Origin of the sequence: Flavobacterium frigoris (assembly GCF_900111075.1) — a bacterium.
GTDB classification, from domain to species: domain Bacteria; phylum Bacteroidota; class Bacteroidia; order Flavobacteriales; family Flavobacteriaceae; genus Flavobacterium; species Flavobacterium frigoris.
This window is the reverse complement of record NZ_FOFZ01000015.1, coordinates 1-25,649: the sequence shown is the minus strand read 5'-3', so window position 1 is coordinate 25,649 and position 25,649 is coordinate 1. Positions and strand designations below refer to the sequence as shown.

21 protein-coding genes and 1 pseudogene are annotated in these 25,649 nt (G+C 32.5%); all 22 read left to right on the top strand.

What is annotated here, in order from left to right; all coding sequences use genetic code 11:
• The first annotated feature begins 467 nt into the window (after positions 1–467).
• The 22 genes and pseudogenes from BMW63_RS15140 to rfbC all read left to right on the top strand — a co-directional run bounded on the left by BMW63_RS15140 (position 468) and on the right by rfbC (position 24,544).
• Positions 468–935: a UpxY family transcription antiterminator gene (locus BMW63_RS15140; protein ID WP_074724316.1), complete on the top strand. Its 468-nt coding sequence runs from the start codon at positions 468–470 to the stop codon at positions 933–935.
• A 647-nt stretch (positions 936–1,582) separates the two neighbouring features.
• Positions 1,583–2,866 carry a nucleotide sugar dehydrogenase gene (locus tag BMW63_RS15135; protein ID WP_074724315.1) on the top strand — a complete coding sequence of 428 codons (1,284 nt, stop codon included), beginning with the start codon at positions 1,583–1,585 and terminating at the stop codon, positions 2,864–2,866.
• Between the two features lie 74 nt (positions 2,867–2,940).
• Positions 2,941–3,057, top strand: a pseudogene (locus BMW63_RS18480) (adenylyltransferase/cytidyltransferase family protein); the annotation flags it as partial.
• Positions 3,058–3,138: 81 nt separating this feature from the next.
• Complete coding sequence (locus tag BMW63_RS15130) at positions 3,139–4,146, top strand: mannose-1-phosphate guanylyltransferase (protein WP_074724314.1); 1,008 nt, start codon at positions 3,139–3,141, stop codon at positions 4,144–4,146.
• A 462-nt stretch (positions 4,147–4,608) separates the two neighbouring features.
• Positions 4,609–4,998: an endonuclease domain-containing protein gene (locus BMW63_RS15125; RefSeq protein ID WP_074724313.1), complete on the top strand. Its 390-nt coding sequence runs from the start codon at positions 4,609–4,611 to the stop codon at positions 4,996–4,998.
• Between the two features lie 948 nt (positions 4,999–5,946).
• Entirely contained in the window at positions 5,947–8,436 is a 2,490-nt protein-coding gene (locus BMW63_RS15115) for an SLBB domain-containing protein (protein WP_074724311.1), read from the top strand.
• A gap of 9 nt (positions 8,437–8,445) precedes the next feature.
• On the top strand, positions 8,446–9,522 hold the full coding sequence (locus tag BMW63_RS15110; protein ID WP_074724310.1) for a Wzz/FepE/Etk N-terminal domain-containing protein: 1,077 nt from the start codon (positions 8,446–8,448) through the stop codon (positions 9,520–9,522).
• A gap of 25 nt (positions 9,523–9,547) precedes the next feature.
• On the top strand, positions 9,548–9,949 hold the full coding sequence (locus BMW63_RS15105; protein ID WP_074724309.1) for a sugar 3,4-ketoisomerase: 402 nt from the start codon (positions 9,548–9,550) through the stop codon (positions 9,947–9,949).
• Positions 9,942–10,349 (top strand): sugar 3,4-ketoisomerase, encoded by a 408-nt coding sequence (locus BMW63_RS15100; protein ID WP_074724308.1) that lies wholly within the window; start codon positions 9,942–9,944, stop codon positions 10,347–10,349. The genes BMW63_RS15105 and BMW63_RS15100 overlap by 8 nt, the downstream gene beginning before the upstream one ends.
• Positions 10,346–11,023 carry an LbetaH domain-containing protein gene (locus BMW63_RS15095; protein WP_074724307.1) on the top strand — a complete coding sequence of 226 codons (678 nt, stop codon included), beginning with the start codon at positions 10,346–10,348 and terminating at the stop codon, positions 11,021–11,023. Before BMW63_RS15100 ends, BMW63_RS15095 begins: the two co-directional genes overlap by 4 nt.
• A 461-nt stretch (positions 11,024–11,484) precedes the next feature.
• The gene (locus tag BMW63_RS15090) at positions 11,485–12,597 is read left to right on the top strand and encodes a DegT/DnrJ/EryC1/StrS family aminotransferase (protein ID WP_074724306.1); all 1,113 of its coding nucleotides are present in this window, start codon (positions 11,485–11,487) and stop codon (positions 12,595–12,597) included.
• Positions 12,598–12,603: 6 nt separating this feature from the next.
• Positions 12,604–14,094 (top strand): O-antigen translocase, encoded by a 1,491-nt coding sequence (locus BMW63_RS15085; RefSeq protein WP_074724305.1) that lies wholly within the window; start codon positions 12,604–12,606, stop codon positions 14,092–14,094.
• A gap of 3 nt (positions 14,095–14,097) precedes the next feature.
• On the top strand, positions 14,098–15,075 hold the full coding sequence (locus BMW63_RS15080) for a glycosyltransferase family 2 protein (RefSeq protein WP_074724304.1): 978 nt from the start codon (positions 14,098–14,100) through the stop codon (positions 15,073–15,075).
• Positions 15,068–16,201 carry a glycosyltransferase gene (locus tag BMW63_RS15075; protein WP_074724303.1) on the top strand — a complete coding sequence of 378 codons (1,134 nt, stop codon included), beginning with the start codon at positions 15,068–15,070 and terminating at the stop codon, positions 16,199–16,201. The genes BMW63_RS15080 and BMW63_RS15075 overlap by 8 nt, the downstream gene beginning before the upstream one ends.
• Positions 16,202–16,203: 2 nt before the next feature.
• A complete protein-coding gene (locus tag BMW63_RS15070; RefSeq protein WP_074724302.1) occupies positions 16,204–17,094 on the top strand; it encodes a glycosyltransferase family 2 protein in 891 nt (296 codons plus the stop codon).
• A gap of 92 nt (positions 17,095–17,186) precedes the next feature.
• Positions 17,187–18,314: an EpsG family protein gene (locus BMW63_RS15065; RefSeq protein ID WP_139174264.1), complete on the top strand. Its 1,128-nt coding sequence runs from the start codon at positions 17,187–17,189 to the stop codon at positions 18,312–18,314.
• Positions 18,314–19,486, top strand: coding sequence for a hypothetical protein (locus tag BMW63_RS15060; protein ID WP_074724300.1), 1,173 nt, complete (start codon positions 18,314–18,316; stop codon positions 19,484–19,486). The genes BMW63_RS15065 and BMW63_RS15060 overlap by 1 nt, the downstream gene beginning before the upstream one ends.
• Positions 19,483–20,265 (top strand): glycosyltransferase family 2 protein, encoded by a 783-nt coding sequence (locus BMW63_RS15055; protein WP_074724299.1) that lies wholly within the window; start codon positions 19,483–19,485, stop codon positions 20,263–20,265. The genes BMW63_RS15060 and BMW63_RS15055 overlap by 4 nt, the downstream gene beginning before the upstream one ends.
• Entirely contained in the window at positions 20,262–21,629 is a 1,368-nt protein-coding gene (locus BMW63_RS15050; protein ID WP_074724298.1) for a glycosyl hydrolase family 28-related protein, read from the top strand. Before BMW63_RS15055 ends, BMW63_RS15050 begins: the two co-directional genes overlap by 4 nt.
• Positions 21,630–21,697: 68 nt before the next feature.
• Positions 21,698–22,855 (top strand): glycosyltransferase, encoded by a 1,158-nt coding sequence (locus BMW63_RS15045; RefSeq protein ID WP_074724297.1) that lies wholly within the window; start codon positions 21,698–21,700, stop codon positions 22,853–22,855.
• A gap of 237 nt (positions 22,856–23,092) precedes the next feature.
• Complete coding sequence (locus tag BMW63_RS15040) at positions 23,093–23,986, top strand: NAD-dependent epimerase/dehydratase family protein (RefSeq protein WP_074724296.1); 894 nt, start codon at positions 23,093–23,095, stop codon at positions 23,984–23,986.
• Between the two features lie 9 nt (positions 23,987–23,995).
• Positions 23,996–24,544 (top strand): dTDP-4-dehydrorhamnose 3,5-epimerase, encoded by a 549-nt coding sequence (gene rfbC, locus BMW63_RS15035; protein ID WP_074724295.1) that lies wholly within the window; start codon positions 23,996–23,998, stop codon positions 24,542–24,544.
• Positions 24,545–25,649: the final 1,105 nt, after the last annotated feature.

Here is a 25,649-nt window from a genome sequence, read left to right as displayed (position 1 = left end):
AATATTTTTATAAAAATGCTTTCGCTATTTTATAAAAACTTCGCGAAACGCCCAATAGCTATCGGGATCAGACAGTGAAATCGAAGATTAATTATTACCAAAAAAATAATTTTAAAAACAGGAATATTTGATGGTTATGCCAAGGTATTTTACTTTTTATTACTACGCATTCCGGTATTTCTTTTTTGATCATGACAAATTGGAGTTTTAGCGAATACCGCTTAAAATAAAAATAATTGAGCTAAAGAAGTGAAAGCGTACTAGTATAATAAAAATACAATCGGTACTGAAAGTTGTTTAAATATTATTTTACTACTTTTCGATTAAAACGGTCATGGGGTCAGTCGAGTAGCTCTAATAATACATGGGTTTGTGTAATTCGAGATTAAAAACAATTAGGGAACAACAAATAGATATTTATATAAAATAAAGGAATAACAACAAGATGTTATTTCAACACAAGGCAAATGAAAAATTGGTATGTAGTCTATACAAAACCCAAATGGGAGAAAAAAGTGGCGGAGCAGTTAACGAAAATTGGAATAGAATGCTATTGTCCTCTGATTACTCAGGTACGACAATGGTCAGACCGTAAGAAGAAGGTAATTGTTCCTCTTTTTAATTCCTATGTTTTTGTGCAATTAGCGGAGTCCGATAGGAATTTAGTGTTTCAGTCTGCAGGTGCGGTTCGTTATTTGTTTTGGTTGGGGAAGCCGGCGATTGTTCGTGATGAAGAGATTGTTACCATTAAAAAGTGGTTGGAAACTCCTGATGTTTATGATGTTTCTATAGATGCTATACAAGTGGGAGACAAAATCACTTTAGAATCTGGTCCTTTCTCTGCTCAAGAGGCCGTTGTTCAGGAAGTTACTAAAACACATTATGTACTGGTATTGGAATCATTAGGATGCGTTTTGAAAATGAAAATTAAGTAATACCAATGCTATTTATAAAACAGCCCAATTGTCAGTTCGAGCGGAGTCGAGAACCACTATTGCATCTCGACTCCGCTCGATGTGACAAAAATTAGTTCGGACTATACTGTACTTGTGTTTGGTATAAATTAATTGCTTTTTAATTACTACAAATAAAACAGGATTTCATCCTCAATCATTTGATTTTAACTATAAAAAATTAAAATTTTAGATGGTTAAAGCCTCAAAATTCACCATTTATACTTTGTGAATTTTGGGGCTTTTGCATTATTTCAAGTGAATCTGGATGCGGTTCTTATTTAGTTGGAAGTGGATTAGCCTTTTTTGTGAGCGTCTACTTGGACGTTTCGCTTTCTTAATCTGAATTATTTGTGTAAGACTATTCTTTGAAATAAATTAGAGTGTTTTTTTTCATAGCTATAAATATTATTCTCGTTATATGTTGAAATATAATTATTTACGTTTGTATTTTTTTTTAAAAGTACTGTTTTAGTGGTTTGATATACAATTATAACATAATAAATCGGCTTATTGTACCTATATTTGAGCTCTTTAAAAAAAACATGATTTGAGCCCATTATTGCGGGTTTGATTTGCGAATTTGTGCTTTTTAATGAATAAACGACATGGAAATTAATTTTTAATATATGGACTTGAATTCGAAGATTGCAATTGTAGGTCTTGGTTACGTTGGTTTGCCCTTAGCTAGGTTGTTTGCTACAAAACATGCTGTAGTGGGATTTGATATTAATGAGTCTCGAGTAGCAGAATTAAAATCAGGTGTTGATGCTACTCTCGAAATTGATACTGCAACGTTGCAAAAAGTATTAGTTGAAAAGCAAGGGCATGCTAACGGTTTGTATTGCACAAACCATATTGTCGATATTGCCGACTGTAATTATTACATTGTAACGGTTCCTACGCCAGTGGATAAAAACAATCGTCCTGATTTGACCCCTTTGTATAAATCATCTGAAACGATAGGGAAGGTTCTTAAAAAAGGAGATGTTGTTATCTATGAATCCACGGTATACCCCGGAGTTACGGAAGAGGAATGTGTACCCGTTTTGGAAAGAGTTTCAGGTTTAAAGTTCAACATTGATTTTTTTGCGGGTTATTCGCCTGAGCGAATTAATCCAGGAGATAAGGAACATACCGTTGATAAAATTTTAAAAGTCACTTCTGGTTCTACTCCAGAAATAGGACGAAAGATAAACGAATTGTATCAAAGCGTGATTACGGCTGGTACTTATCTGGCGCCTTCGATTAAGGTAGCCGAAGCGGCCAAAGTAATCGAGAACTCACAACGTGATATTAATATTGCTTTTGTAAATGAATTGGCAAAAATATTCAACTTAATGAATATTGATACGCAAGCCGTTTTAGATGCGGCTGGAACCAAATGGAATTTTTTGCCTTTTAAACCGGGATTGGTTGGAGGACATTGTATAGGAGTTGATCCTTATTATTTAGCTCAGAAAGCACAAGAATTAGGATATCATCCTGAAATTATCTTGGCGGGAAGGCGATTGAATGACAGTATGGGAGACTATGTTGCTTCTCAAATCGTGAAGCTGATGATTAAAAAGGGAATTTCGGTTAATGGGGCTACGTTGTTGATGCTTGGTATTACTTTCAAAGAGAACTGTCCCGATGTTCGCAATACTAAAATTGTAGATGTCATCGCCGCATTAACCGATTATGGGATTACAGTAACTATTTATGATCCTTTAGCCAATCCAGCTGCGGTGAATCACGAATATAATTTGGTTACTACTGCTGTTTTACCCCATCAAAAATTTGATGCGGTCGTTCTTGGTGTGGCACACGCCGCATTTTTGAACTTGGATTTTTCACAATTGCAGAACACAAAAAGTGTGTTGTATGATGTGAAAGGCGTTTTAGGAGATCCGGTAGACGGGAGATTGTAAATTCCTCACCCCAGCTCTCTCTTAAGGAGAGGGAGGCTGTGTGTAAAGCATTTCTTTGTAAAAGGATAACTATTAAAATAGATGTGCGTATTATCGGTGATGAATATAAAGAGGCTGATTTTACGGGTCGCGGTTATTGTGAGGAGAAAGGAATTGAATTCTATTTCAATGTGCGGGACCATCGTTTTTGAAGTAGTAGTCTCCGTAAAGGAGTAGCGGACAAATAATAAAAAAGAATAATATAAAGGTTTAAATCCCCTTAAGATTACTATATGGAAAATAATAATTCAATTACACATGTCATTCTTACCGGTGGAGTAGGAAGTAGGTTGTGGCCATTATCACGTAAAAGCCAGCCCAAGCAGTATCTCGATATTTTTGATGGAAAGTCTTTGTTTGAGATGACTGTCGAGCGAAATAGAAATATTGCGGATAAAGTGATGGTCGTGGGTAATATTGACAACTGCCATTTGAGCAGGAAAGTGCTAGAAAAATCGAATACAGAGTATATTGATATTATTGAATCTACTCCAAGAAATACTGCTGCCGCTATCGCTTTTGCAGCCTTTGCTTCAAATCCAGAAGACATTCTAATTGTGACTCCATCAGATCATATTATTGAAGAAATGGAACACTACGAAGAAGCAATAAAAGAAGCGGTTGAAAAAGCTTCAAAAGGATATATTGTCACTTTTGGGATTGTTCCCACTAAGCCAGAAACGGGATATGGATATATTGAACGCAGGGGCGATACTGTTCTTTCTTTTCGAGAGAAACCAAACCAAGTCACCGCCACCGATTTTATTGCGAAAGGTAATTTTTTATGGAATAGCGGTATGTTCTGTTTTAAAGCAGGAGTGTTACTGGAAGAATTAAAAGCATTCCATCCTGAAGTATATGAAAAAGCAAAAATAACCTGGGATACGAATATCAATGGAAATTTAGCTTTGGATTTGTCACTTGAAATTCCTTCTATAAGTATTGATTATGCGGTGATGGAACGCAGTAAAAAAATTAAAGTTGTTTCGTCTAAATTTGGTTGGTCGGATTTGGGTTCTTTTGAATCGGTATATGACTATTTAGTTACCATAGGTCATGCTGTGGATAAAAATGGGAATATGGTTATTGGGACTAATAATTATACTGCTTTCATAGGGCTTAAGGATACTATTTTTGTTTATACGGATACTGCAAACTTAATTTTGAAAAAAGAATTGTCACAGGATGTTAAAAGTGTTTATAATAAACTGGAAAGGGAAAATCCAGGGTTGTTGGATTAGAAAAATCATTTGTTTTTCCTGGGTTTAAAGGGAGATTTGGTTAAGTGTTTTAAAAATCATTTGTTTTTCCCCAACCCTAAAGGGAGCCAAATGATTTTTGGAGGGAGAGTGTTTTAGGAAATCATTTGTTTTTCCCCGACCCTAAAGGGAGCCAAATGATTTTTGGAGGGAGAGTAATTTAAAAATCATTTGTTTTTCCCCGACCCTAAAGGGAGTCAAATGATTTTTGGAGGGAGAGTAATTTAAAAATCATTTGTTTTTCCTGGGCCTAAAGGGAGCCATCTGATTTTGGAGGGAGAGTGTTTTAGGAAATCATTTGTTTTTCCCCGGCCCTAAAGGGAGCCAAATGATTTTGGAGGGAGAGTGTTTTTAAGTTCAAAGTTTTTCATTTCACCCTTTAGGGCGGGGAAAAAATGAAAAGCGGCATGATAAAAAAAGCTTGACTGAATTAAATTAAGCGGTATGAAAAAGAATGATTTGCAAAATGATGATAGTATGTGGAAGGGAGCTTGTGCTAGTGGATTCTTGAAGGCTCAATCTTTAAGGATAACTATGACAGAAGCGGAAATCTCTTTATGGGAGCGATTAAAATCAAATCAATTTCAAGGATTAAAATTTAGACGACAGCACCCAATTGGTATCTATATTGTAGATTTTTATTGTCATCAACATAAACTTATCATTGAAGTGGATGGCGCGTATCATTCGGCTTTAGAGCAAATTGAAAAAGATCAAAAACGAACTGATTTTTTGAATTTTCAAGGGTTAAGGGTTATTCGTTTTACAAATGAACAAGTAATCACCGAGATAGAATGTGTGTTGGATGAAATTAGAGAATGTTGTAAAGGCTGATTTTCGAAGATTTTAAAAATCATTTGTTTTTCCTGGGCCTAAAGGGAGCCAAATGATTTTTGGAGGGAGAGTATTTTAAAAATCATTTGCTTTTCCCCGACCCTAAAGGGAGTCAAATGATTTTTGGAGCGAGAGTGTTTGAAAAATCATTTGTTTTTCCCCGACCCTAAAGGGAGCCATCTGATTTTTGGAGGGAGAGTATTTTAAAAATCATTTATTTTTCCTGGGTTTAAAGGGAGGGCTCTGATTTTTGGACGCTACTAAAGAGTATCTAATACAATCTCTGGATTTGTTCTTTACTACTTAAAGTGATAGGCGGTCACTGTTATCAAATTGTAAGTGGGTAAGACGACCAAAAGACGGGGATAATCTCTTAGAAAAATATAGGTTTTTATATCACTAAATGTGGTGATATTTTATTTTTGTGGGTGTGTTTTTTTAGTGCTGTATCTGATTACTTTATAGTTAGTTAGTTGCCTTTTTTAGCGCTTTATGGGACTTTGCCTTTTCAATACTTAAAGGAGGAATTTTTTAAGTGCTATATAGTGGCTATATTTGCCGAAAAGATTGATTGTGCTATTGGTGTTACTATTTTTATAGCGGTTTGTCAAAGCGAAGGAGAGCGTAAAAATGAGACTAAGCCATATTTCAAATTTATGTTTTATCGTTATCATATAAAAATGGAGGTATCATTGATTTTTTAATGGTTAGTTTGCCTGTTGTATTCTACTAAAATAGTGTTTTTAGCATAGCGATAAAATGTTAAGTAAAAGACAGCAATTGTTTTTATTTAATCTATTTTTGCAACCTTAAAAAAATTTAGTGCGTCCCTTATGGGAGTCGCTAGGGCGGAGCCGTAGTAAAAACAAACGGTTTTGTACGTTTTTTGCTAATAAAACACTTTAAAAAACGAATTATTCTTTAGATTTGAATTCTAATAAATTGAATATGAAAAAAATTATTACAGTAATCGTCTTGCTTGTTACTCTTTTTCAATCATCAACTGCCACTGCACAAGATTTGTTAAAAAGTACTGATTTAAGTACCTTGAAAGTAGATTACTTGTCAGATAGTGATATTTCGAAAATAAAAGCGCAGTTGCAAAGTAATAACGTAACTATAGATCAAGCAAGACCGATGGCTTTGGCTAAAGGGATGCCTGCTAGTGAATTTGCTAAATTAAAGGAACGATTAGCGATGCCTACTTCAAAAAAAGAGGTTGTAAAGCCATATGATAAGGATGGGAATGAGTCTAATGACCAAGAACAGGAATATGGAAGAGCGCAGGAAAAAATCATCAATAACAAAGTCAAGGATTCGATTAATTCACTTATTTATGGGTCTCAGCTATTTGATAATCCTACTTTAAATTTTGAACCTAATTTAAAATTAGCTACACCTGTAAATTATATCTTAGGACCGGGGGATGAATTACAAATAAGTGTATATGGTGTTCAAGAATTTAATGCGAGCACCCCTGTTACTATTGAAGGAAAAATAAGTATTCAATATGTTGGAGAAATAGTCGTTTCAGGAATGACCATTGAATCGGCAACTCAAAAAATAAAAGCGGCGATTTCAAGAGTGTACAGTACGGTACCTTCTGGACAATCTCAGGTGAGTGTTAGTTTGAGTCGCATTCGAACCATTAAAGTAACTATAATAGGAGGTAAGCAACCGGGAAATTATTCGATCTCGTCTTTAGCAACCGTATATAATGCGCTGTTTTTAGCGGGCGGTCCTGGTAAAAATGGTAGTTATAGAAATATAGAATTGATTCGAAATAACAAAGTGTACCGAACGGTTGATATCTATGATTTTTTAGTGAAGGGGGACCAATCGAGCAATATAGGACTAAAAGATAATGATGTTATTAGAATTCCAGCTTATACGCAAAGAGTTACGGTTGAAGGGGAAGTAAAACGCCCAGGGATTTTTGAAATAAAAAAAGGAGAGTCCTTCTCTGATTTATTGTTGTTTGCTTCTGGGTTTAATGATTTTGCTTATACGGCCGCGGTAAATGTATTACAAAAAACAGGGAAAGAATTTAGAGTGCTGGATATAAAGGATTCCGATTTCAATACGTATCAGCCCTTGTCTGGAGATGTGTTTAAGGTGACTAAAATTTTAAACCGATTTGAGAATCGTATCAAAATTGACGGAGCTGTATTTAGACCTAATACCTATTCTTTTTATGAAGGGATGCGTGTCTCTGATTTGATTGCAAAAGCGGATGGATTGAAAGAAGATGCGTATAGCAATAGAGCGCGTATCATTCGATTAAAATCAGATTTAACAACAGAAATAGTCAATGTCGACTTGGCAAAAGCGTTACAAGGGGATTTAGAGTCTGATCTTACTTTAAGAAGAGAAGATAAGGTGACGGTATATTCCGTTTTAGATTTCGTGGAAAAGTTTAAGATCACCATTGATGGAGAAGTAAAAGATCCCGATGTATATGATTATCATGAGGGACTGACCTTGAACGATTTATTAATTCAAGCTGGGGGGTTAACTGGTTCTGCTTCTAAAAGAGTGGAAGTAGCTAGAATGATAGTATCAGAAGAAATTGATGATGCGAATCCTAATAAGGTTCAGCTGTTTAATCTAGAGATTGATGCGGCACACAATGAGCAGCTAAAGAATTTTGCTTTGCAACCCTTTGACGTGGTCAATGTTCGTAAAATGGCTTTTTATGAGAAACCTGAGATGGTAACCATCAGTGGAGCGGTAAATTATGCTGGTAAATACGTCTTGGCGACAAAGAAAGACAGGGTTTATGATGTGGTGCAAAGAGCGGGCGGTTTAACCTCGTTAGCTAATGTAGCAGGGGTGAAAATAAAAAGACCGATCAAAGTCAAGGAAATTGAAGAAATTGAAAGTGTCGATTTGAACTTAGGGGTACTAAAGAAAGAAAAGTTACCAGTAGCGGTTAGGGATAGTATTAGTAATAGAGTGAAGGACAGTATTCAAAATAGTTCTTTTAAGAAGATGAATGAGGTAGTGAAGTATGCTACCATACCGGTCGACTGGAAGTCGATTGTTAAAAACCCAAATAACAATACCAATGTCATCCTGTTTCCAGGGGACGAAATTGAAGTGGCTGCTTTTAATGAGGGGGTTAAGGTGACAGGAAATGTCTTGTTGACTTCGGAGATTCCTTATGAAAAAGGAAGAGGTTTTGGTTATTACCTGAGTTCCGTTGGGGGAGTAGATGCTAAGGGTTGGAAGAAAAAGGCCTATATTATTTATCCTAATGGAAAAGCAGCTGTAGCTCATTCGTTTTTATTTTTTAAATCTTATCCAAAGGTAACACCAGGTTCCCAAATTATTGTGCCCGAAAAACCAGTAACCAAGAAAATGACTACTGGTGAAGTGGTAAGTATAGGAAGTGTTATTGCAAGTCTTGCTTTATTAATTGTTACTGCTTTTAAATAATAAAGAGATATGAACACGGATCATCAAAATACTGTAAACGACGAAATATCCTTAAAGGAATTAATAGAGAAAGCACAGGAATGGTTCTCCTACTTAATTTCTCAATGGAAAATTATTGTTCTAGCTGGAATTATTGGCGCTACTCTGGGGTTAGCGTATTCTTACAGTAAAAAACCGGTTTATACGGCAACTTTGTCTTTTGCTTTAGAAGATGAAAAAGGTGGCGGTGGATTAGGCGGAGCGTTGGGTTTGGCAAGTTCTTTTGGTTTGGATTTAGGTGGCGGTGGAGGAAGTATCTTCACGGGATCTAATTTAACTGAGTTGTTTAAATCCCGCTCGATGGTGGAGCAAACGTTATTAACTGCGGTTACCTATGAAGGGAAGAAAATTTCTTTGGCTGAGATGTATATTCAAAATAATGGGTGGCGAGACAGTTGGAAAGACAAGCCCAACTTTGCTAGTCTTCAATTTTTACCCAATGAAGACCGTAAGGACTATACTCGAGTTCAAGATAGTATTTTAGGAGTGATGTATGGTAGTTTATCTACAAATGGTTTGACTGTTGGTCAAAAAGACAAGAAAATTGCTATTATATCGATTGATGTAGCCTCTACCGATGAATTGTTTGCTAAATATTTTACCGAAGCCTTAGTTAAAAAAGTTTCTGATTTTTATATTGAGACTAAAAGCAAGAAGTCGCGAGAGAACATGCTTATTTTAGAACGTCAAACCGATTCTATTCGCCGGGAATTGAATGGAGCCATTACAGGGGTAGCAGTTGCTAATGATAATACTTTTGGGTTAAATCCCGCGATGAATGTACGTCGTGCGCCATCGGCTCGCCGGCAGGTAGATGTACAAGCGAATACCACCATACTAGCTGAATTGGTCAAACAAACGGAACTGGCTAAAGTAACGTTGCGTAAAGAAACCCCTTTGATTCAAGTGATTGATCGACCTATTTTACCTTTGAAAAAAGAAAAGTTTGGGAAGGCGAAAGGAATTGTATTTGGGGGATTATTAGCAGGTCTTTTAATAGTTGTTTATTTGGTTTTTATTAGGTTGATTAAATTGATTCTTAAATAGTATTTTATCTTATATATTTGATAATATGAAGCCGGTAATTTTAAATTTTCCAAAAATTCAAGATCCAAGAGGGAACTTAACTTTTATGCAGTTTCCTAACCAAATTCCATTTGAAATTCAAAGAGTTTTTTGGACTTATGATGTGCCTGGAGGTGAAATAAGAGGAGGTCATGCTTATTATGAACAAAAAGAAATAATTGTAGCCATAAGCGGAAGTTTTGATGTTGTTGTAACAAATGCTGACGGTAGCACTGAAAAATTTTCTTTAAATAGAAGTTATTACGGTTTATATTTGCCAGCCCAAACGTGGAGACATATTGAGAATTTTTCAACTAATTCTTTATCATTGCATATTTCTAGTGAGACTTTTTCGAAGGAAGATTACATCAGAGATTTTAAGGAATTTAAAATATTGAAAAATGTATAGTGTTTTTGATTGCAAGATATTAGATTTATCTAAAGTGCACACTGATGCAGGTAATATTACTGTTTTGGAAAATAGTAAAAACATTCCTTTTGATATTAAAAGGATTTATTATCTATATGATGTTCCCATGGGGGCTGATAGAGGAGGGCATGGACATTATGAACTGCAACAGTATATAGTTGCAGCCAGTGGTTCTTTTACATTTGTGTTAGACGACGGTCTTTCTAAAAAAGAGTTTTTTTTGAATGATCCTTCAAAAGCATTACATATTCAACCTGGTATCTGGAGGGAAATTAAAGGTTTTTCGAGTGGTAGTATATGCTTAGTTTTAGCATCGAATTCTTATTCGGAGAGTGATTATATCAGAGATTATGAAGAATTTAAAAATTTTAAACTATGAATAAAATACATAAAACTGTAATAATAGAGGGTGATGTCAAAATAGGAAATAATAATGAGATTTTACCTTATAGCGTTTTAATAGGACCATTAGAAATTGGAGATGATAATTGGATTGGACCTCATGTCGTGATTGGAACTCCAGGTGAAGATACTAAAGATCCAAGGCATGATAGCAGTGATAAATTAATTATCATCGGTAACAGGAATATTTTTAGAGAGCATGTTGCGGTGCAGAAGCCTTGCTATGAGGAACTAACTGTTATTGGGGATGATTGTTTTTTTATGCATGGGTCTCATATTCCTCATGATGCAAGAATTTCAAATCAAGTGACTTTAGCACCAAATGTTGTAGTTGGCGGTATATCAAAATTATTAAAGGGATCAAATATAGGGATGGGGGCTGCCTTGCACCAACATTGCGTCATTGGCCATTATTCAATAGTTGCTACTAATGCGGCTGCAATTAAAAATGTAAAACCTTTTTCGAGGTTCATACCAGGCAAAGCCATTTCAGTTAATACCTATGCAATAAAAAAATATGGTTTTGAAAATTTTGAAAATGAAATTATTGAATATGTACTAAATAATGTTATGCCGAAAAGCGAAATAATTAAAAGTATTGTTGAAGAATTTAATATTTTGCATACTATTTCTAATAGAGGGATTTATTAATTAAGGTTTTTATTTTGCTTACTTTAAGTATGAAAATAATTAGATGTTTTTATTACTGTAGTAACAGAATAGCACTACATTAGTTAGCCAATGGATTTCATGCTTTCCTCATAAATACTTAAAATATAAAGTTGTCAAATAGAAATTAATAGTATATCGTTCATCAGAAAACTGCAAATCAATTACAGTAAAAGCTAAAAATTAGCTCGTTTTTGCTGTTTAGTAAATAAAATTTATAAACCTTTATCTGCAGGCAGTAAAGGTAGATGAATAACAAAAAATACGTTACAATTAGTGTATGTAGCTAAAATTTTTACCATTTGTGAAAGAGCTAAAATTATGATTGTCGTTTATATATCTTTACCGTCTAATATTAAATTTAAGGCAATAAAAATATATGGACGATTTGTTTATATAGTTGTTTGAAAATAATAAAAGAAAATTATATTGAATTTTAATGTATGATAAAATTTTTAGATTTACAAAAAGTCAATGCTCAATATGCAGAAGAACTCAAAAAAGTTGCCGCTGAAGTTATTGATAGTGGGTGGTATTTATTAGGAGATCATGTAAAGCAATTTGAGTCTGGTTTGGTGTCTTTTCAAGAAGGAGGAAATGCAGTAGCTGTTGCCAACGGTTTAGATGCTTTACGTCTTATTTTTAAAGCATATATTGAATTGGGTGTAATGAAACCAGGCGATGAGATAATTGTCCCAGCGAATACCTATATTGCTTCTATTTTAGCTATTACAGACAATCAGTTAACGCCAGTTTTAGTTGAGCCCGATTTTGACACTTATAATTTAGATTTGAACTTGATTGAAAGCAAAATTACTTCAAAGACTAAAGCTATTATGGTAGTTCACTTGTATGGTAGCGTTTGTTGGAATCAAGAATTAGAAATATTGGCTGGTAAGCATAGTTTAAAACTAATTGAAGATAATGCTCAAGCAATAGGAGCTCGATGGAATGGTATTCGAACGGGTAATCTAGGTGATGCTGCTGGTTTTAGTTTTTACCCAGGAAAGAATTTGGGTGCTTTAGGAGACTCTGGAGCAGTAACTACAAAAGATGCTGAATTAGCAAAAGTGGTTCGTACATTGGCTAATTATGGTTCCGCTCAAAAATATGTTAATCAATATCAAGGTTTAAATAGCCGTATGGATGAAATGCAGGCGGCATTTTTAAACGTCAAATTACGTTATTTAGATCAGGAAACCTTACAGCGCCAAAAAATTGGAGCTTATTACCTTGAGAATATCAAAAATTCTAGAATAATACTTCCGAAAGCAGATGTAGTTGCTGAACATGTTTGGCACCTTTTTGTTATTCGTAGCAACAATCGTAAAGAATTACAAGATTATCTGTCAGAAAATGGAGTACAAACCCTAATTCATTATCCAACCCCGCCCCATCTACAGGAATGTTATGTTGATTTTAATAATTTTTCATTACCTATTACTGAACAAATGCACAATGAGGTACTAAGTTTACCAATTAGTCCAGTTATGAGTAAGAAAGAAGTGGAGAAAGTGGTGGAAATCTTGAACAACTATTCTTCTGGTACTGTTTAAAGAACTATGAGTGAAAACCAATCTTCTTATCGTAATATAATTAAAGCCACGTCCATATTTGGAGGTGTTCAAATTTTTACTATTTTGATTTCGATTATACGTTCTAAATTTATAGCTGTATTCCTTGGTTCAGCAGGGATGGGAATTGTTGGTTTGCTTAGTTCAGCGACAGGTTTAATTGGCGGAATTACAAATTTTGGATTGGGAACTATTGCTGTTAGAGATGTTTCAGCAGCTAATAGTAGTGGAGATGAAACTCGTGTTGCTTTGGTCATAACCGTTTTAAGACGTTGGGTTTGGGTGACAGGGGCTTTAGGTACATTGATAGTTTTGTTACTTTCACCATGGCTGAGTCAGATCACTTTTGGGACTAGTAATTATATATGGTCTTTTGTATTGATTTCTATTACTTTATTATTCAATCAACTTAATGTAGGACAGCTGGTAGTTCTACAAGGAATGAGAAAAATAAAATATTTAGCAAAAGCAAGTCTTTCAGGCAGTGTTTTGGGATTATTAGTTACAATCCCTTTGTATTACTGTTTGGGGGTTGATGGTATTGTCCCCGCTCTAATTATTGCATCTTTTGTTTCGTTTGCTATTTCGTGGTATTTTGCTAGAAAAGTTCAAATTAGTCGGGTTAATTTGACTAAATCATTAGCTTTTTCCGAAGGAAAAAATATGCTAAAAATGGGTTTTATGATTAGTCTTAGTAGTTTATTTGTAACAGCGGCTACTTATATAATTCAGTTGTTTATTAGTAACAGAGGGGGTGTTGATCAAGTTGGATTGTTTACTGCGGGGTTTGCTATAATCAATACTTATGTTGGTTTAGTTTTTACAGCTATGGCTACGGATTATTTTCCAAGACTTTCGGCAGTAGCAAAATCAAATGAGTTATGTAAAAAAACGATTAACCAACAAGCTGAAATTTCAATTTTGATTTTAGGACCTGTCATTATGATGTTCTTGGTTTTTATCAAACTTATAATTATTATTTTATACTCTACTAAGTTTGTTGCTATTGAAGATATGGTTTTGTGGTTAGCAGTGGCCACGTTTTTCAAGGCAGCAGCTTGGGCTATAGGCTTTATATTATTGGCGAAAGGAGCTACTAAAATATTCTTTTGGAATGATTTGTGTGGAAATTTATATATGCTTATGTTTGATTTAGCAGGATATTATTTTTGGGGATTAACAGGTTTAGGGATTTCATTTTTTGTAGGTTACTTTATTTATTTTTCCCAAGTTTTTCTTTTGAGTAAAATAAAGTATCATTTTTCATTTAACACTTCCTTTTTAAAGATCTTCGCAATTCAGTTTTCATTAGCGATTAGTTGTTTTGGAGTTGTGAAATTTGTAGATAAACCTTATTCTTACTTGTTAGGTTCAGGATTTATATTATTTTCAGTTTGGCACTCTTATATTGAATTGGATAAGCGATTGGGAATTAAGATGGTTCTGAATGATTTTTTAAGTAAAAGGTTAAATAGATAGTTTATGATTGTTGAAAATGAAATTCCTTTAATTTCTGTTATTGTATTATGTTACAATCAAGAACAAACAATTGGGCGCACTCTTGATAGCATTTTATCGCAACAAACTGATTATTCTTTTGAAATTATTATAGGAGAAGATGCTTCTCCAACTGATAATACACGTTTGATCTGTGAAGAATATGCTGAGAAATACCCTAATATTATCCGTCTCATGGCTAAAGAACCAAATAAAGGTGTGATTAAGAATTATTCTGATTGTTTGGCTTTATGTAATGGAAAGTATATAAGTACTTGTGCTGGAGATGATTGGTGGCATAATTCAAATAAATTACAATTGCAAGTTAAGTTTTTAGAGAATAATGAGAGTTATGGTTTAGTTTTTACGGATTATAGAATCGTTAAATTTGACCCAGTAAGTGGGAATGAAATTTTTTCTAATTCAAATATTATTTCTAACCCTGAAGAAGATGCTTATGAACGATTAATTGTATGTAATTTTATTTCGGCAGGTACTGTACTTTTTAGAAATGATATTTTTAAAAAACATATAGATTTTAAAAAATTTAAATCGTTGGGTTTTTTTATGGAAGATTACCCAATGTGGCTGGAAATGATTCAGCATACAAAGTTCAAGTATATTTCTACTGAAACAATAACTTATACAGTTGCGGAGGGTTCACTAAGTAATAACAAAACTGATTTTAGAAAAACTGAAGAGTTTGAAAATTCAGTTTTAGATATAAAGAAATATTATATTAAAAAATATCCTGTTAAAACTATTGATACTAAAAGATTACTGGAATTGCACCATCATTTTTTAACCAGTATTTTTATTAGAGACGGACATTTTGAAAGAGCAAGATATCATTCTAAATTTTTAATTAATGCTGGAATTAAAGGTTTTATCAAAGTTATCATATGTCATACACCAATGATTAAGTTGTATGCTAGATATCTTAATATGGGTACAAATGAATAAAAAAATCAGATTTTTAACAATTTTTACTCCATGTGAAAACATTCACCTTATTAAAGATGTGGGTATGATTCCTTATGTGCTCTACAAGGATTATGGGTATGATTCCACAATTGCGAGTTATAATAATGGAAAATATTCATATTTGGAAACTGATGTTAAAGGATTAAAACAAGTTTTTATTGGAAAGAGGTTTAAAAGTGATTTTTTAAATTCGTTAGTTTTTATTTTTTTTAATTTTAGGAAATACGATATTTTGCAGGTTTATCATTTTTCGGTTAAACAATTGTTTTTGTTGTGTGTTTTTAAAATCTTAAATTTTCGAAACAAAAAAGCAAGAGTTTATTTAAAGATGGATGTAAATGATTCCATCAAGACTTGGAAGTTTAGCTTTGTAAAACAAATATTTCATAATGTATTATTAAAGAAAATTGATTTATTGAGTTTAGAAAGTAAGAACCTACATGTATACTGCGAAGAAAACAATATTTTTAGAGGTAAAATTCAATATATTCCTAATGGTTTTTATGATAATGGCGTAAGAAATGATATATCGTTTAATGATAAAGAAAACATTATCATCACCGTAGGTCGCATAGGAACGTTTGAGAAAAATAATGAAGTACTGCTAGAAGGTTTTAGAGAATTTTGTAAGGATAATGAGAATTGGAAATTAGAAGTTATAGGGCCAATTGAGGATAGATTTAAATGTTATATTGCTAATTTTTTTAAAATTAACCCAAGTCTTTTAAAAAGAATTGTTTTTACTGGAGCAATTTTAGATCGCAATATTTTAAAAGAGAGATACAACACGGCTAAAATTTTTATTTTATCCTCAAGATCTGAAGGATTTCCTCTTGTTTATCTTGAGGCTATCAAATCAGGTTGTAATATTATTTCTACAGATTTAAATACAGCGTATGATGTCACAGATGATGGTAGATTGGGAGGGATTTTTCCGATTGGAGATTTCATGGAGTTGTCTAGAATATTAAAAGAAAAAGTATCGGATGTAGAAAAATTATCTAATGATTGTAAACTAATTCAGAATTTTGCATATGAAAATTTTTCATGGACAAAGATATGTGGCAACATCGACAGCCTGATACACGTTAAATTAAAAAATTAGAAATGGATGTATCAATTATAATAGTTAATTACAATACAAAACAATTGTTAGCGGACTGTGTAAAATCAGTGTATGCAAACACTTTTGATATAAATTTTGAAGTTATTATAGTAGATAATGCTTCTATCGATGGTTCTACAGAGTATATAAAGTCTAATTTTCCAAATGTTGTACTTATAGAATCTAAAACAAATTTGGGCTTTGGTAAGGCTAATAATTTGGGGGTTGAATATTCTAAAGGGGAATTTTTGTTTCTTCTAAACTCGGATACTATTTTGTTGAATAATGCTGTGTTTGAGCTTTTGTACTTCTTTAGGAGTAATAAGAATTTGAATATTGGTTGTTTGGGAGGAGTTTTGTTAGATAAAGAAGGAAAGAGTAATCATTCATCCGAAAGTTTTCCTTCTAAATCAAGAATTCTTTTTGAGTATGTTAATAATTATTCGTGTAACACTTTTAAATCACCATACAAAAGGGAAAAAAGAGAATTTGCATATGATGATTATTTTGAAGTGGATTATATTACAGGAGCTGATCTGTTTCTTTTAAAAGATTTGTTTCTGAAGATTGATGGTTTTGACCCCGTTTTTTTTATGTATTATGAAGAGTCAGATTTACAAAAGCAAATAAGCAAGTTGGGATTAAAACAGTTTTTGATTAAAGGACCAAAAATAATACATTTAGAGGGAGCCAGTGTTTCTGAAGCTGCTTTTTCAGCAAAAAAACGAATTATGTATCATGACGGTATGTTTAAATACTTTAAAAAAAATTCTGTGAAAGTTAATTATTATATTTTTAGGTTGCTTCTTTTTATTGTCAGGGTACCTATTTTATTTGATAAAAGGATTTCATATAAAGAACGAAGCCAATATCTATATTCATTAATGAGATAAATACTAATTACGGCTAAAATCTCATATCTAAAACGCATATAATTGAAAAACATAGTATTCAAATTTAAAATGCACCTTAATAAATTTTACCATTGCTTACTTATATAATTTTATTTTTATTTTTATTAGCTCTCAGCTTTAGCGATTATATACGTACCCCATCAATTTACAGAAAACTCCTTTTGGTTTCTGGAGGTATATTTGTTTTCATGATTTTGTGGGCATTTGCCAGTTTCAGATGGGAAACAGGAACGGATTGGAATTCTTATTATGATACTTTTTTTTATTTTTCGGAAGCACATGTGATCAATTTTGAACCAGGATATGTGACAATGCTATCTTTTATAAGAGAGTACACATCTAATTATACTGTTTTTTTAGCTGTGTTTTCCTTTTTATGTATTTTCTTAAAGTTTTCTTACTTTTATAAATATCATAAAGAATTTTTTTTTACACTGGTTTTACTTTTCTATTGCTATTACTTTGCTGATATTTTTGCTGTTCGTCAAAACTTAGCTATATCACTAACTTTATTTAGTACGGTATTTATAATAAAGCAAAAACCATTGTTTTTTATATTATTTGTTGGTTTAGCTACAAGCATTCATTATTCGTCAATTTTGTTCTTTTTTGCTTATTATTTTTATTGGAGTAAAGTAAGCGATAAAAGATTTTATTATCTTATTGCATTTAGTGTTGTTTTTGGTTTAATGGGTATAGGAGGACTTATTTTAAATTTATTTTTAAAAGCTTTGGGCCTTGATGGTTTTATTGGTGCAAAAATAAATAACTATTTAAACGAAGACAGTGAAGTTCTTAATACGACTAACAACCCTATTGTTATGTATCTACTGGGGGTTACTAAACGATTTTTATTACTTCCTATATTTATATATGTGAAAAATAGATCAGAAGGAAAGTTCCTTTATTTTCAAGGCTATTTTAATCTCTATATGATAGGAAATGTTATATATTTTTTGTTTGCAAAAGACTTAGCTGTATTTGCAAGAGCTGCGGTTCCCTTCCTTTTATTTGAAATTTTTCTCATAAGCTATGTTTTATTTTATTTTAAGACTGCAAAAAAAAAGATGGTGTTTGTTTTTATTATAGTAATGTTTTTTTCATGGGCAAGATTTAGTGCTTTAGTCAATTCTTATTATGATTTATACGTTCCTTACAATTCAATTTTTGATAAAAAAATAGAAAGAACTAATTTTTAATGAAAGAGATAATAATGATTAGCGAAGTGGTTCATAACGGAGAAGCCCACCTTCAGGTAAATAGCTGTTTTGTTCAAATGGTTTCCATGTTACATCCCTCTAAGAGAATAGTTTTCCGAGCAGAGGCTAAGCATATTGCTGCTTTAAAGAAGAGTCTACCACATAGTGAGTGTAGTAATTTAGAATTTTTGTCTTATGAAAAATATTATAATGAGAAAAAGTATAATTGGGGTTTAAGAATAATTGGAGAAAGTTTGCAAATTATTAAATCGCTACGTAAAGGAAAGTCTCTTGGCAATGAATTGTACATATGGACTTGTTTGTTTCCAACGGGTCATTTTTTTTTAAATTTTCTTCTGTTATTTCAAAGAGATAGAAAGCATTTAATCATATTACATGGGGAGCTTGAGTATTTAAAAGTTAAAAATAAACGTATAATTGAAATTATATTTGGTCTTGTTTTAAGGCTTGGTATGAACTTAAGTACAAAGCAAACTAAGTACATTGTTTTAGGAGATAATATTAAAAAAAGTTTAAGTGATAAAATTGGACAGCGGATTTTAAAAAGAACTTATTCAATTTTACACCCTTACAATTTCTTTGTTGAAAAAGATCTCATAACTGTTAATAATAGTGAATGTTTAATAATAGGTGCTATAGGAACACAAATGTTGTCAAAAAATTCAAATTATATTTATTCGTTGGCAAATTATTTCAAAGAGGACATATTAAAAAGTAAAATTAGCTTTGTGACCATAGGAAAGGTACTGCCAGAGCTTCATCAATATGAGACTGATTTAGTTAAAAAATTTTATTCAAACTCTTTTGTTTCTCAAAAAGAGTTTGAATTTGAAATTTCAAAATTGGATTACATTATTTTCTTCTACGATAATACAGCTTATCAGTTATGCGCCAGTGGTGCAATATTTGAAGCTATAAGATTGGGTGTCCCCGTAATCTCAATCAAGAATGATTATTTTAACTGGCTATTTGATAGCTACGGAGCAATGGGTTTTTTATGCGATACTATGGAAGAATTAGAAATTGTAATTATGAATCTGAAAAATGGGGAGTATAAAAAAGATCTTGAAATTTTCAACAATAATATGGTTCAGTTTAAAGCGAATAACGATATAAAAAATCTAGCTCTTAACCTCAAAAGTATAATATGAATTCTTTAACCATCTCTGTAATTATTCCATGTTATAATGCAGAGAAAACAATTGAGGCTTGCCTTCGTTCTGTATTTTCTCAATCAAAATCTGTAAATGAAATTATAGTTATAGATGATGGAAGCGATGATGCCTCTATATCGATTATTAATAAAATTTTTAAAAATTCAAACTTAAATATTAATTGTATACTTAAAGCGCAAAAAAACGCTGGGCCATCTATCGCTAGAAATAAAGGAGCTATGTTGGCTACTAGTAATCATGTCGCTTTTTTGGATAGTGATGATGAATGGTTTCAAGATCATATATTGATTTCGAAAAAGTTTTTGGAGAACAATGATGATTATAAAATGGTTGCAACCAAGTATTCTTCAGGATATACTAAATTTAGTGGAGTTGTTTCATTTGAACAACTGCTTTGGAAAAACTATTTTTTGACACCATGTGTTATTTTAAATAAAGACTGTTTTTATGACAGTGGAGGATTTAATGTAAGTATGCGATATTCTGAGGATTATTATTTATGGTTAAATATAGCTTACAATAACAAAGTTTATTTGTTAGATTACATAGGTGCTCGAAACGTGGAATTTAAAAAGCCATTTGGTGATAAAGGATTGTCTTCAAATTTAAGAGCAATGCACCTAGGGGTTATAAAATGCTTTGATTCACTTTATCAAAAAAGACAAGTAAATTTTAGAAAGTATGTCACGTTGAAACAATTTGAAAAGCTTAAATATATTAGAAGAAATATTTTAACTTTATTAATAAAAAAATGAAAATAAAGTTTTTAAGTATAATTTTATGCAGTGTTTTATCCTTTTTTTCTATATCTAACAGAAATGAAGTTAAGAATATAAAGGTCGGTAAAAATACTATTTCTGTTATGTTTTTTGGAGCAATGGGTGATGGTGTTACTGATGATTCAGATGCCTTTCAAAAAGCAATTGTTTACTGTGTAAAAAATAATAAAACGCTATATGTTCCACGGACAAGTACTAATTATAGATTAAATAAGACCATAAGAGTTAGTTTGTCAAGCCATGATAAAATTAAAATAATCTCAAATCAGGCTGTAATTATGCCTGAAATTATTAATAGTAGCTCAGCTTACAAATTAACTGCATTTACAGAAAATGTATTTTTATCTATTGGAAGAAAAATGAATTCAATAGATAGTTTTGAAAATCTGGAAGAACTTAACAACACATCAATAGATATATCAGGATTAATTTTTGATGGAGCCAATGTAAAACACCTAGAGCGATTTTTATCCTACAAACAAACAATTTATATTGGAGCTCAACTTATTGCGCAAAGTGTTAAACTTAAGAACTGTGAATTTAGGAATATACAAGGTTATGGCTTAAGAATTCATGAAGTGTCTGCTAGTAAAATTTTAAATTGCAAGTTTATTAATGTAGGAGGAAGAGGGGATACAGCTTTTGTAAATGGTAGTGATTTCGACGCTTTTGGTGATGCAATATATCACGCTAAGGTAAATAAAAATGCTGTTATTACAATTGAAGATTGTGTTTTTATTGGGAAAAAGCAAAAAAATAAAAGAAGTAGATCAGCATTAACTTTTGAGTTTTCTTTATTTCCTTATAATGTTAATTTGAAGAATTTGGATATAGAAGGATATGCAAAATGTTTGCATATTGAAGAAACTGCCGCTACATTATTTAAGATTGTAAATGTTAACATGAAAGATTTTAATTTTGGAATTGCCAATGTACTTAATGATAAAACAGTAATGTATTTGGACAATTGCGTCATAAAAGTCGCTTACAACGATGGCAACGATGCTGGAGACGCCTTGGCATTTTTAAATTATAATAGCACAGCCAAGATATATGTAAATCGATCAATTTTGGATTTTAATGGTAGGCATAATGCTTACCAGAGTGCAGTAGGTTTAATCAATGTTAAAAATTCTGTTATAAACGGGAATAATACTAACTTCTTTTTTGCAGATGGAAGCACCTCATTTTTTCAGTGTAGGTTTATTAATTTTGGCGGAAAGCAAATATCTTTTTTGTCGCTTAACCCTAATAATTCGTATATAATTGAGGACTCAAAATTTGAAGGATTACTTGCTTCAGATATAAAAAGTGATAGCGTTAAGTTAGAAATTAGATGAAATAAATGATTTTTTCGGGGCTTAATTTATAACTTATAGCTCTACTTTTAAACTAGATATTAAATATCATGAAAATTATAATTGTTATTACAGATTATGGGAGTTTTAATAATTTCTTAGCTGAGCTTGCAGTAAGTCTAAGTTCTGAAAATGAAATCCATATTATCTGTTCTGGTTCCAATGTGATAAATATTGTTGATAAGTTTGATTATACTAAATATAATTTGGCTTTTCATACTGTAGATATACCAAGATCAACTTCAATTGTAAAATTGATGAAAACTGCATCTGCAATTAGAAAAATAGTTAAAAGAGTAAGTCCAAATTTGATTTATGCACATTTTACGACAGGAGTTTTTCCCTCAATTTTTTTTAGAAAAAGAAATATTGAGTATTGGGGGGCATTTCATGGGTTGGGAATGAATGCCAGTAGCGGTATTAAGAAGGCTATGTTTACAATTGTAGAATTATACTGTTTTATGAGGCTTGATAAAAGGTTTTTAATCAATAATAAAGATTATGAATTGGTAAGCGCTATGTTCACGCAAAACACATTTAAGTATAATTCTTGTGGAGTTGGTTGTGATATAATAAAATTTGATAGGAATAGATTTATGGAATTAGATAAATCAAATTTAAAAAAAGATTTAAATATCGAGGGTAAGTTTGTAATAACTTATACGGGGAGGTTTGTTGAGTTCAAAGGATTTGATTTGGTTTATCATAGTTTTTTAAAATTGGTAGAGGAATTTCCTGGTGAAGTAATTTTACTTCTAATTGGAGGTAGAGACCCGATACATACAACAGGACTCACAGAAGAAGAAGAGATTGATTTAGTTATAAATAAAAATATCATTAATGTAGGCTATACGTCAGTAGTAGAAAAGTATTTAGCTATTACAGATGTTTTTTTGTTTCCAAGCAAGAAAGAAGGATTACCAGTTTGTATAGTAGAGGCTTTGGCGATGGGAGTACCTGTTGTTACGTTAGATGAAAGAGGGAATTCGGATGTGGTGAGAAATGATGTTAATGGATATTTAATTAAGTCCGTCTCAAAATCAAATGACGTAGATAAAATTGTTGAAAAATTGAAATATTTATTTATTAATGGAAATGTACTTGATTTACTATCTTCAAATTGTTTAATTAATCGGCAGACTTATTCTCGTTCTTTCTTTGTTGAGGAGCAATTAAAACTTATAAATGATTTTAAAGCGCTAATCTAAATTAATATTTTTTTTCACATAAGTTTGAGAATTAATTAGGTGGGTTGTTGAAAAATTAAATAATAGACCTAGAAAAAAATCTAATTTCTTAAACACTATTGAAAAGTTTAGTGAATTTAAAGTTCTAGTGTTGCATCTATAACTTGAATCAACCAATTAATAGAGTTTTTTTATTTTTTTTGATGTCAACAAGCTTATAAAATATTAATTTGTGACTAATTACGATATATATATAGCATGAAAGCCACCATCACAGGAGCCACAGGTTTTGTAGGTAAGAATCTTCAAAACTATTTAACGAATTCACACGAAATAGAAACTATGAGTATTCGTTATATAGCCAATCAGCGATTTAATATAAAAGCGGACGCTATCATTCATCTTGCAGGTAAAGCACATGATTTAAAGAAGGTATCTAGTCCACAGGATTATTATGATGCTAATTTTGAATTGACCAAGCAATTGTTTGATGCTTTTTTAGTCTCTGAAGTTTCTGTTTTTATTTTTATGAGTACTGTTAAAGCTGTAGCAGATGAAGTGGAAGGTATATTGACTGAAGCTGCTGTTCCCAATCCTAAAACCCATTATGGAATTGCAAAACGAAAAGCGGAGCAATATATCTTATCTACAACTTTACCGGAAGGGAAAAGGATATATATTCTTAGACCTTGTATGATTCACGGGCCCGGTAATAAAGGAAATTTAAATTTATTATATCAATTAGTTTCTAAAGGATTGCCTTGGCCGTTGGGTGATTTTCAAAATAAACGTTCTTTTTTAAGTGTCGAAAATTTGTGTTTTGTAATTAAAGAATTACTTGAAAACGAAACTATTCGTTCTGGCATATATAACGTTGCAGATGATCAATCACTTTCGACCAATGAGTTGATTAGCTTGTTGGGCCAAAGTTTAGGAAAGAAAAGTAGGGTTTTGAATATTCCGTCTTCTTGGATTAAAGGAGTAGCTAAATTAGGAGATCATTTGTATTTGCCCCTTAATTCGGAGCGTTTGCAGAAACTAACTGAGAATTATGTGGTGAGTAATGATAAAATCATAACCGCTGTTGGTAAACCTTTACCAGTAACAGCAGAGGAAGGTTTGTTAAAAACTTTTAAATCTTTTAAAAAATAAAATTATATAATGACCATTGAAAAAACTACAATAAAAGATTTAGTAATCATCAATCCAACCGCATTCCAAGACGAACGCGGTTATTTTTTTGAAGCTTATAATCAAGCCAAGTTCCATGAGAATGGAATTATGTATGATTTCATACAAGACAATCAATCTTTTTCAAAAAGAGGCGTGATTCGTGGATTGCATTTGCAAATTAATCCTTTTGCTCAGGCTAAGTTAGTTCGTGTATTGCAAGGGGAAATTTTGGATGTGGCAGTCGATTTGCGCAAAAAATCAGCTACTTACGGACAACATTTTAGTGTGGTGCTAAGTGCGGAGAATAAAAAACAATTGATGGTGCCTCACGGGTTTGCACACGGTTTCTCTGTTTTGAGTGAAACGGCGTCGGTACTATATAAAGTCGATCAGTTGTATCATAAGGAAAGTGAGAGAGGGATCCGTTATGATGATGTTACGCTAAATATTGATTGGCAAGTGGATGCTAATGAAGTTATTGTTTCTGAGAAGGATTTGATTTTGCCAGGATTTGATGGGATTGACTGGGAGTTTTAAATCCCCCTAGCCCCCGAAGGGGGAAAGTTTTAAGTCTATTGGTTTATAATTTTGATGTAGTAAGCGGTTTTCGATACGATTTTAAAATAGCTAACGCAATTTTAAAAATCACTTCCCGATTCTCCTGAAAGCGTTCCTGTCGGGATAAACTAAGCTGACAATTAGCTTTTTAAATATTGCTTTTTTGCAGAACCTTTTATTGGTTTCAAATAGAGTTTAAAACTATGCACTTTCAGTGCATCTCGCTTTAGCTTCTAAAAAAGTTTTTTCGCCACAGATTCACAGATTTTCAAAAATTATTTTTAATCAGTGGATCAGTGGCGAAACTTTACTGGTTTTTCACAATCTAGCCTTGCAGACTTTTAGCCTGCTAAACCAAATCTATGGACTTGAAGTCCATCGTGTTTTATTTGTTGGGTTTTTGCGGGGATAGATGCTTTAACCGCAGAGGGAGCAAAGGTTATGCAAAGTGCACAAAGTGGCTTCGGTTTTTCCTTTATGAATGTTCGGTAAGGGGAGTAGTTATTTAATATTGGAACACATATGACACGGATTGGGCGGATTTTCGCTGATTTCTTATGTAGGGATCTGTTTTCATCAGTTTAAATCCGTGTCATCCGTGTTCCGTTCTCAATATTGGTAGTAAGCTGTTTTCTGTTATCGGTTATGGGTTCTTGAGTGTTGGAAATCGACTAACGATTAAAAGTGCACATTTTCGTTTTTCCCCTCTTGAAGCGTCGGGACTAAAGGGAGCCGAAAATTGGGGTGTGTGGAAATTTTCGTTTTTCCCCGACCCTAAAGGGAGTCGAAAATTGGAGGGTGTGTGGAAATTTTCGTTTTTCCCCGGCCCTAAAGGGAGTCGAAAATTAGAGGGTGTGCGGAGATTTTCGTTTTCCCCCGACCCTAAAGGGAGCCGAAAATTGGAGGGTGTGTGGAAATTTTCGTTTTTCCCCTGACCTAAAGGGAGCCGAAAATTGGAGGGTGTGTGTGAAGATTTTCGTTTTCCCCTGCCCTAAAGGGAGCCGAAAATTGGAGGGTGTGTGGAAATTTTCGTTTTTCCCCTGCCCTAAAGGGAGCCGAAAATTGGAGGGTGTGTGGAAATTTT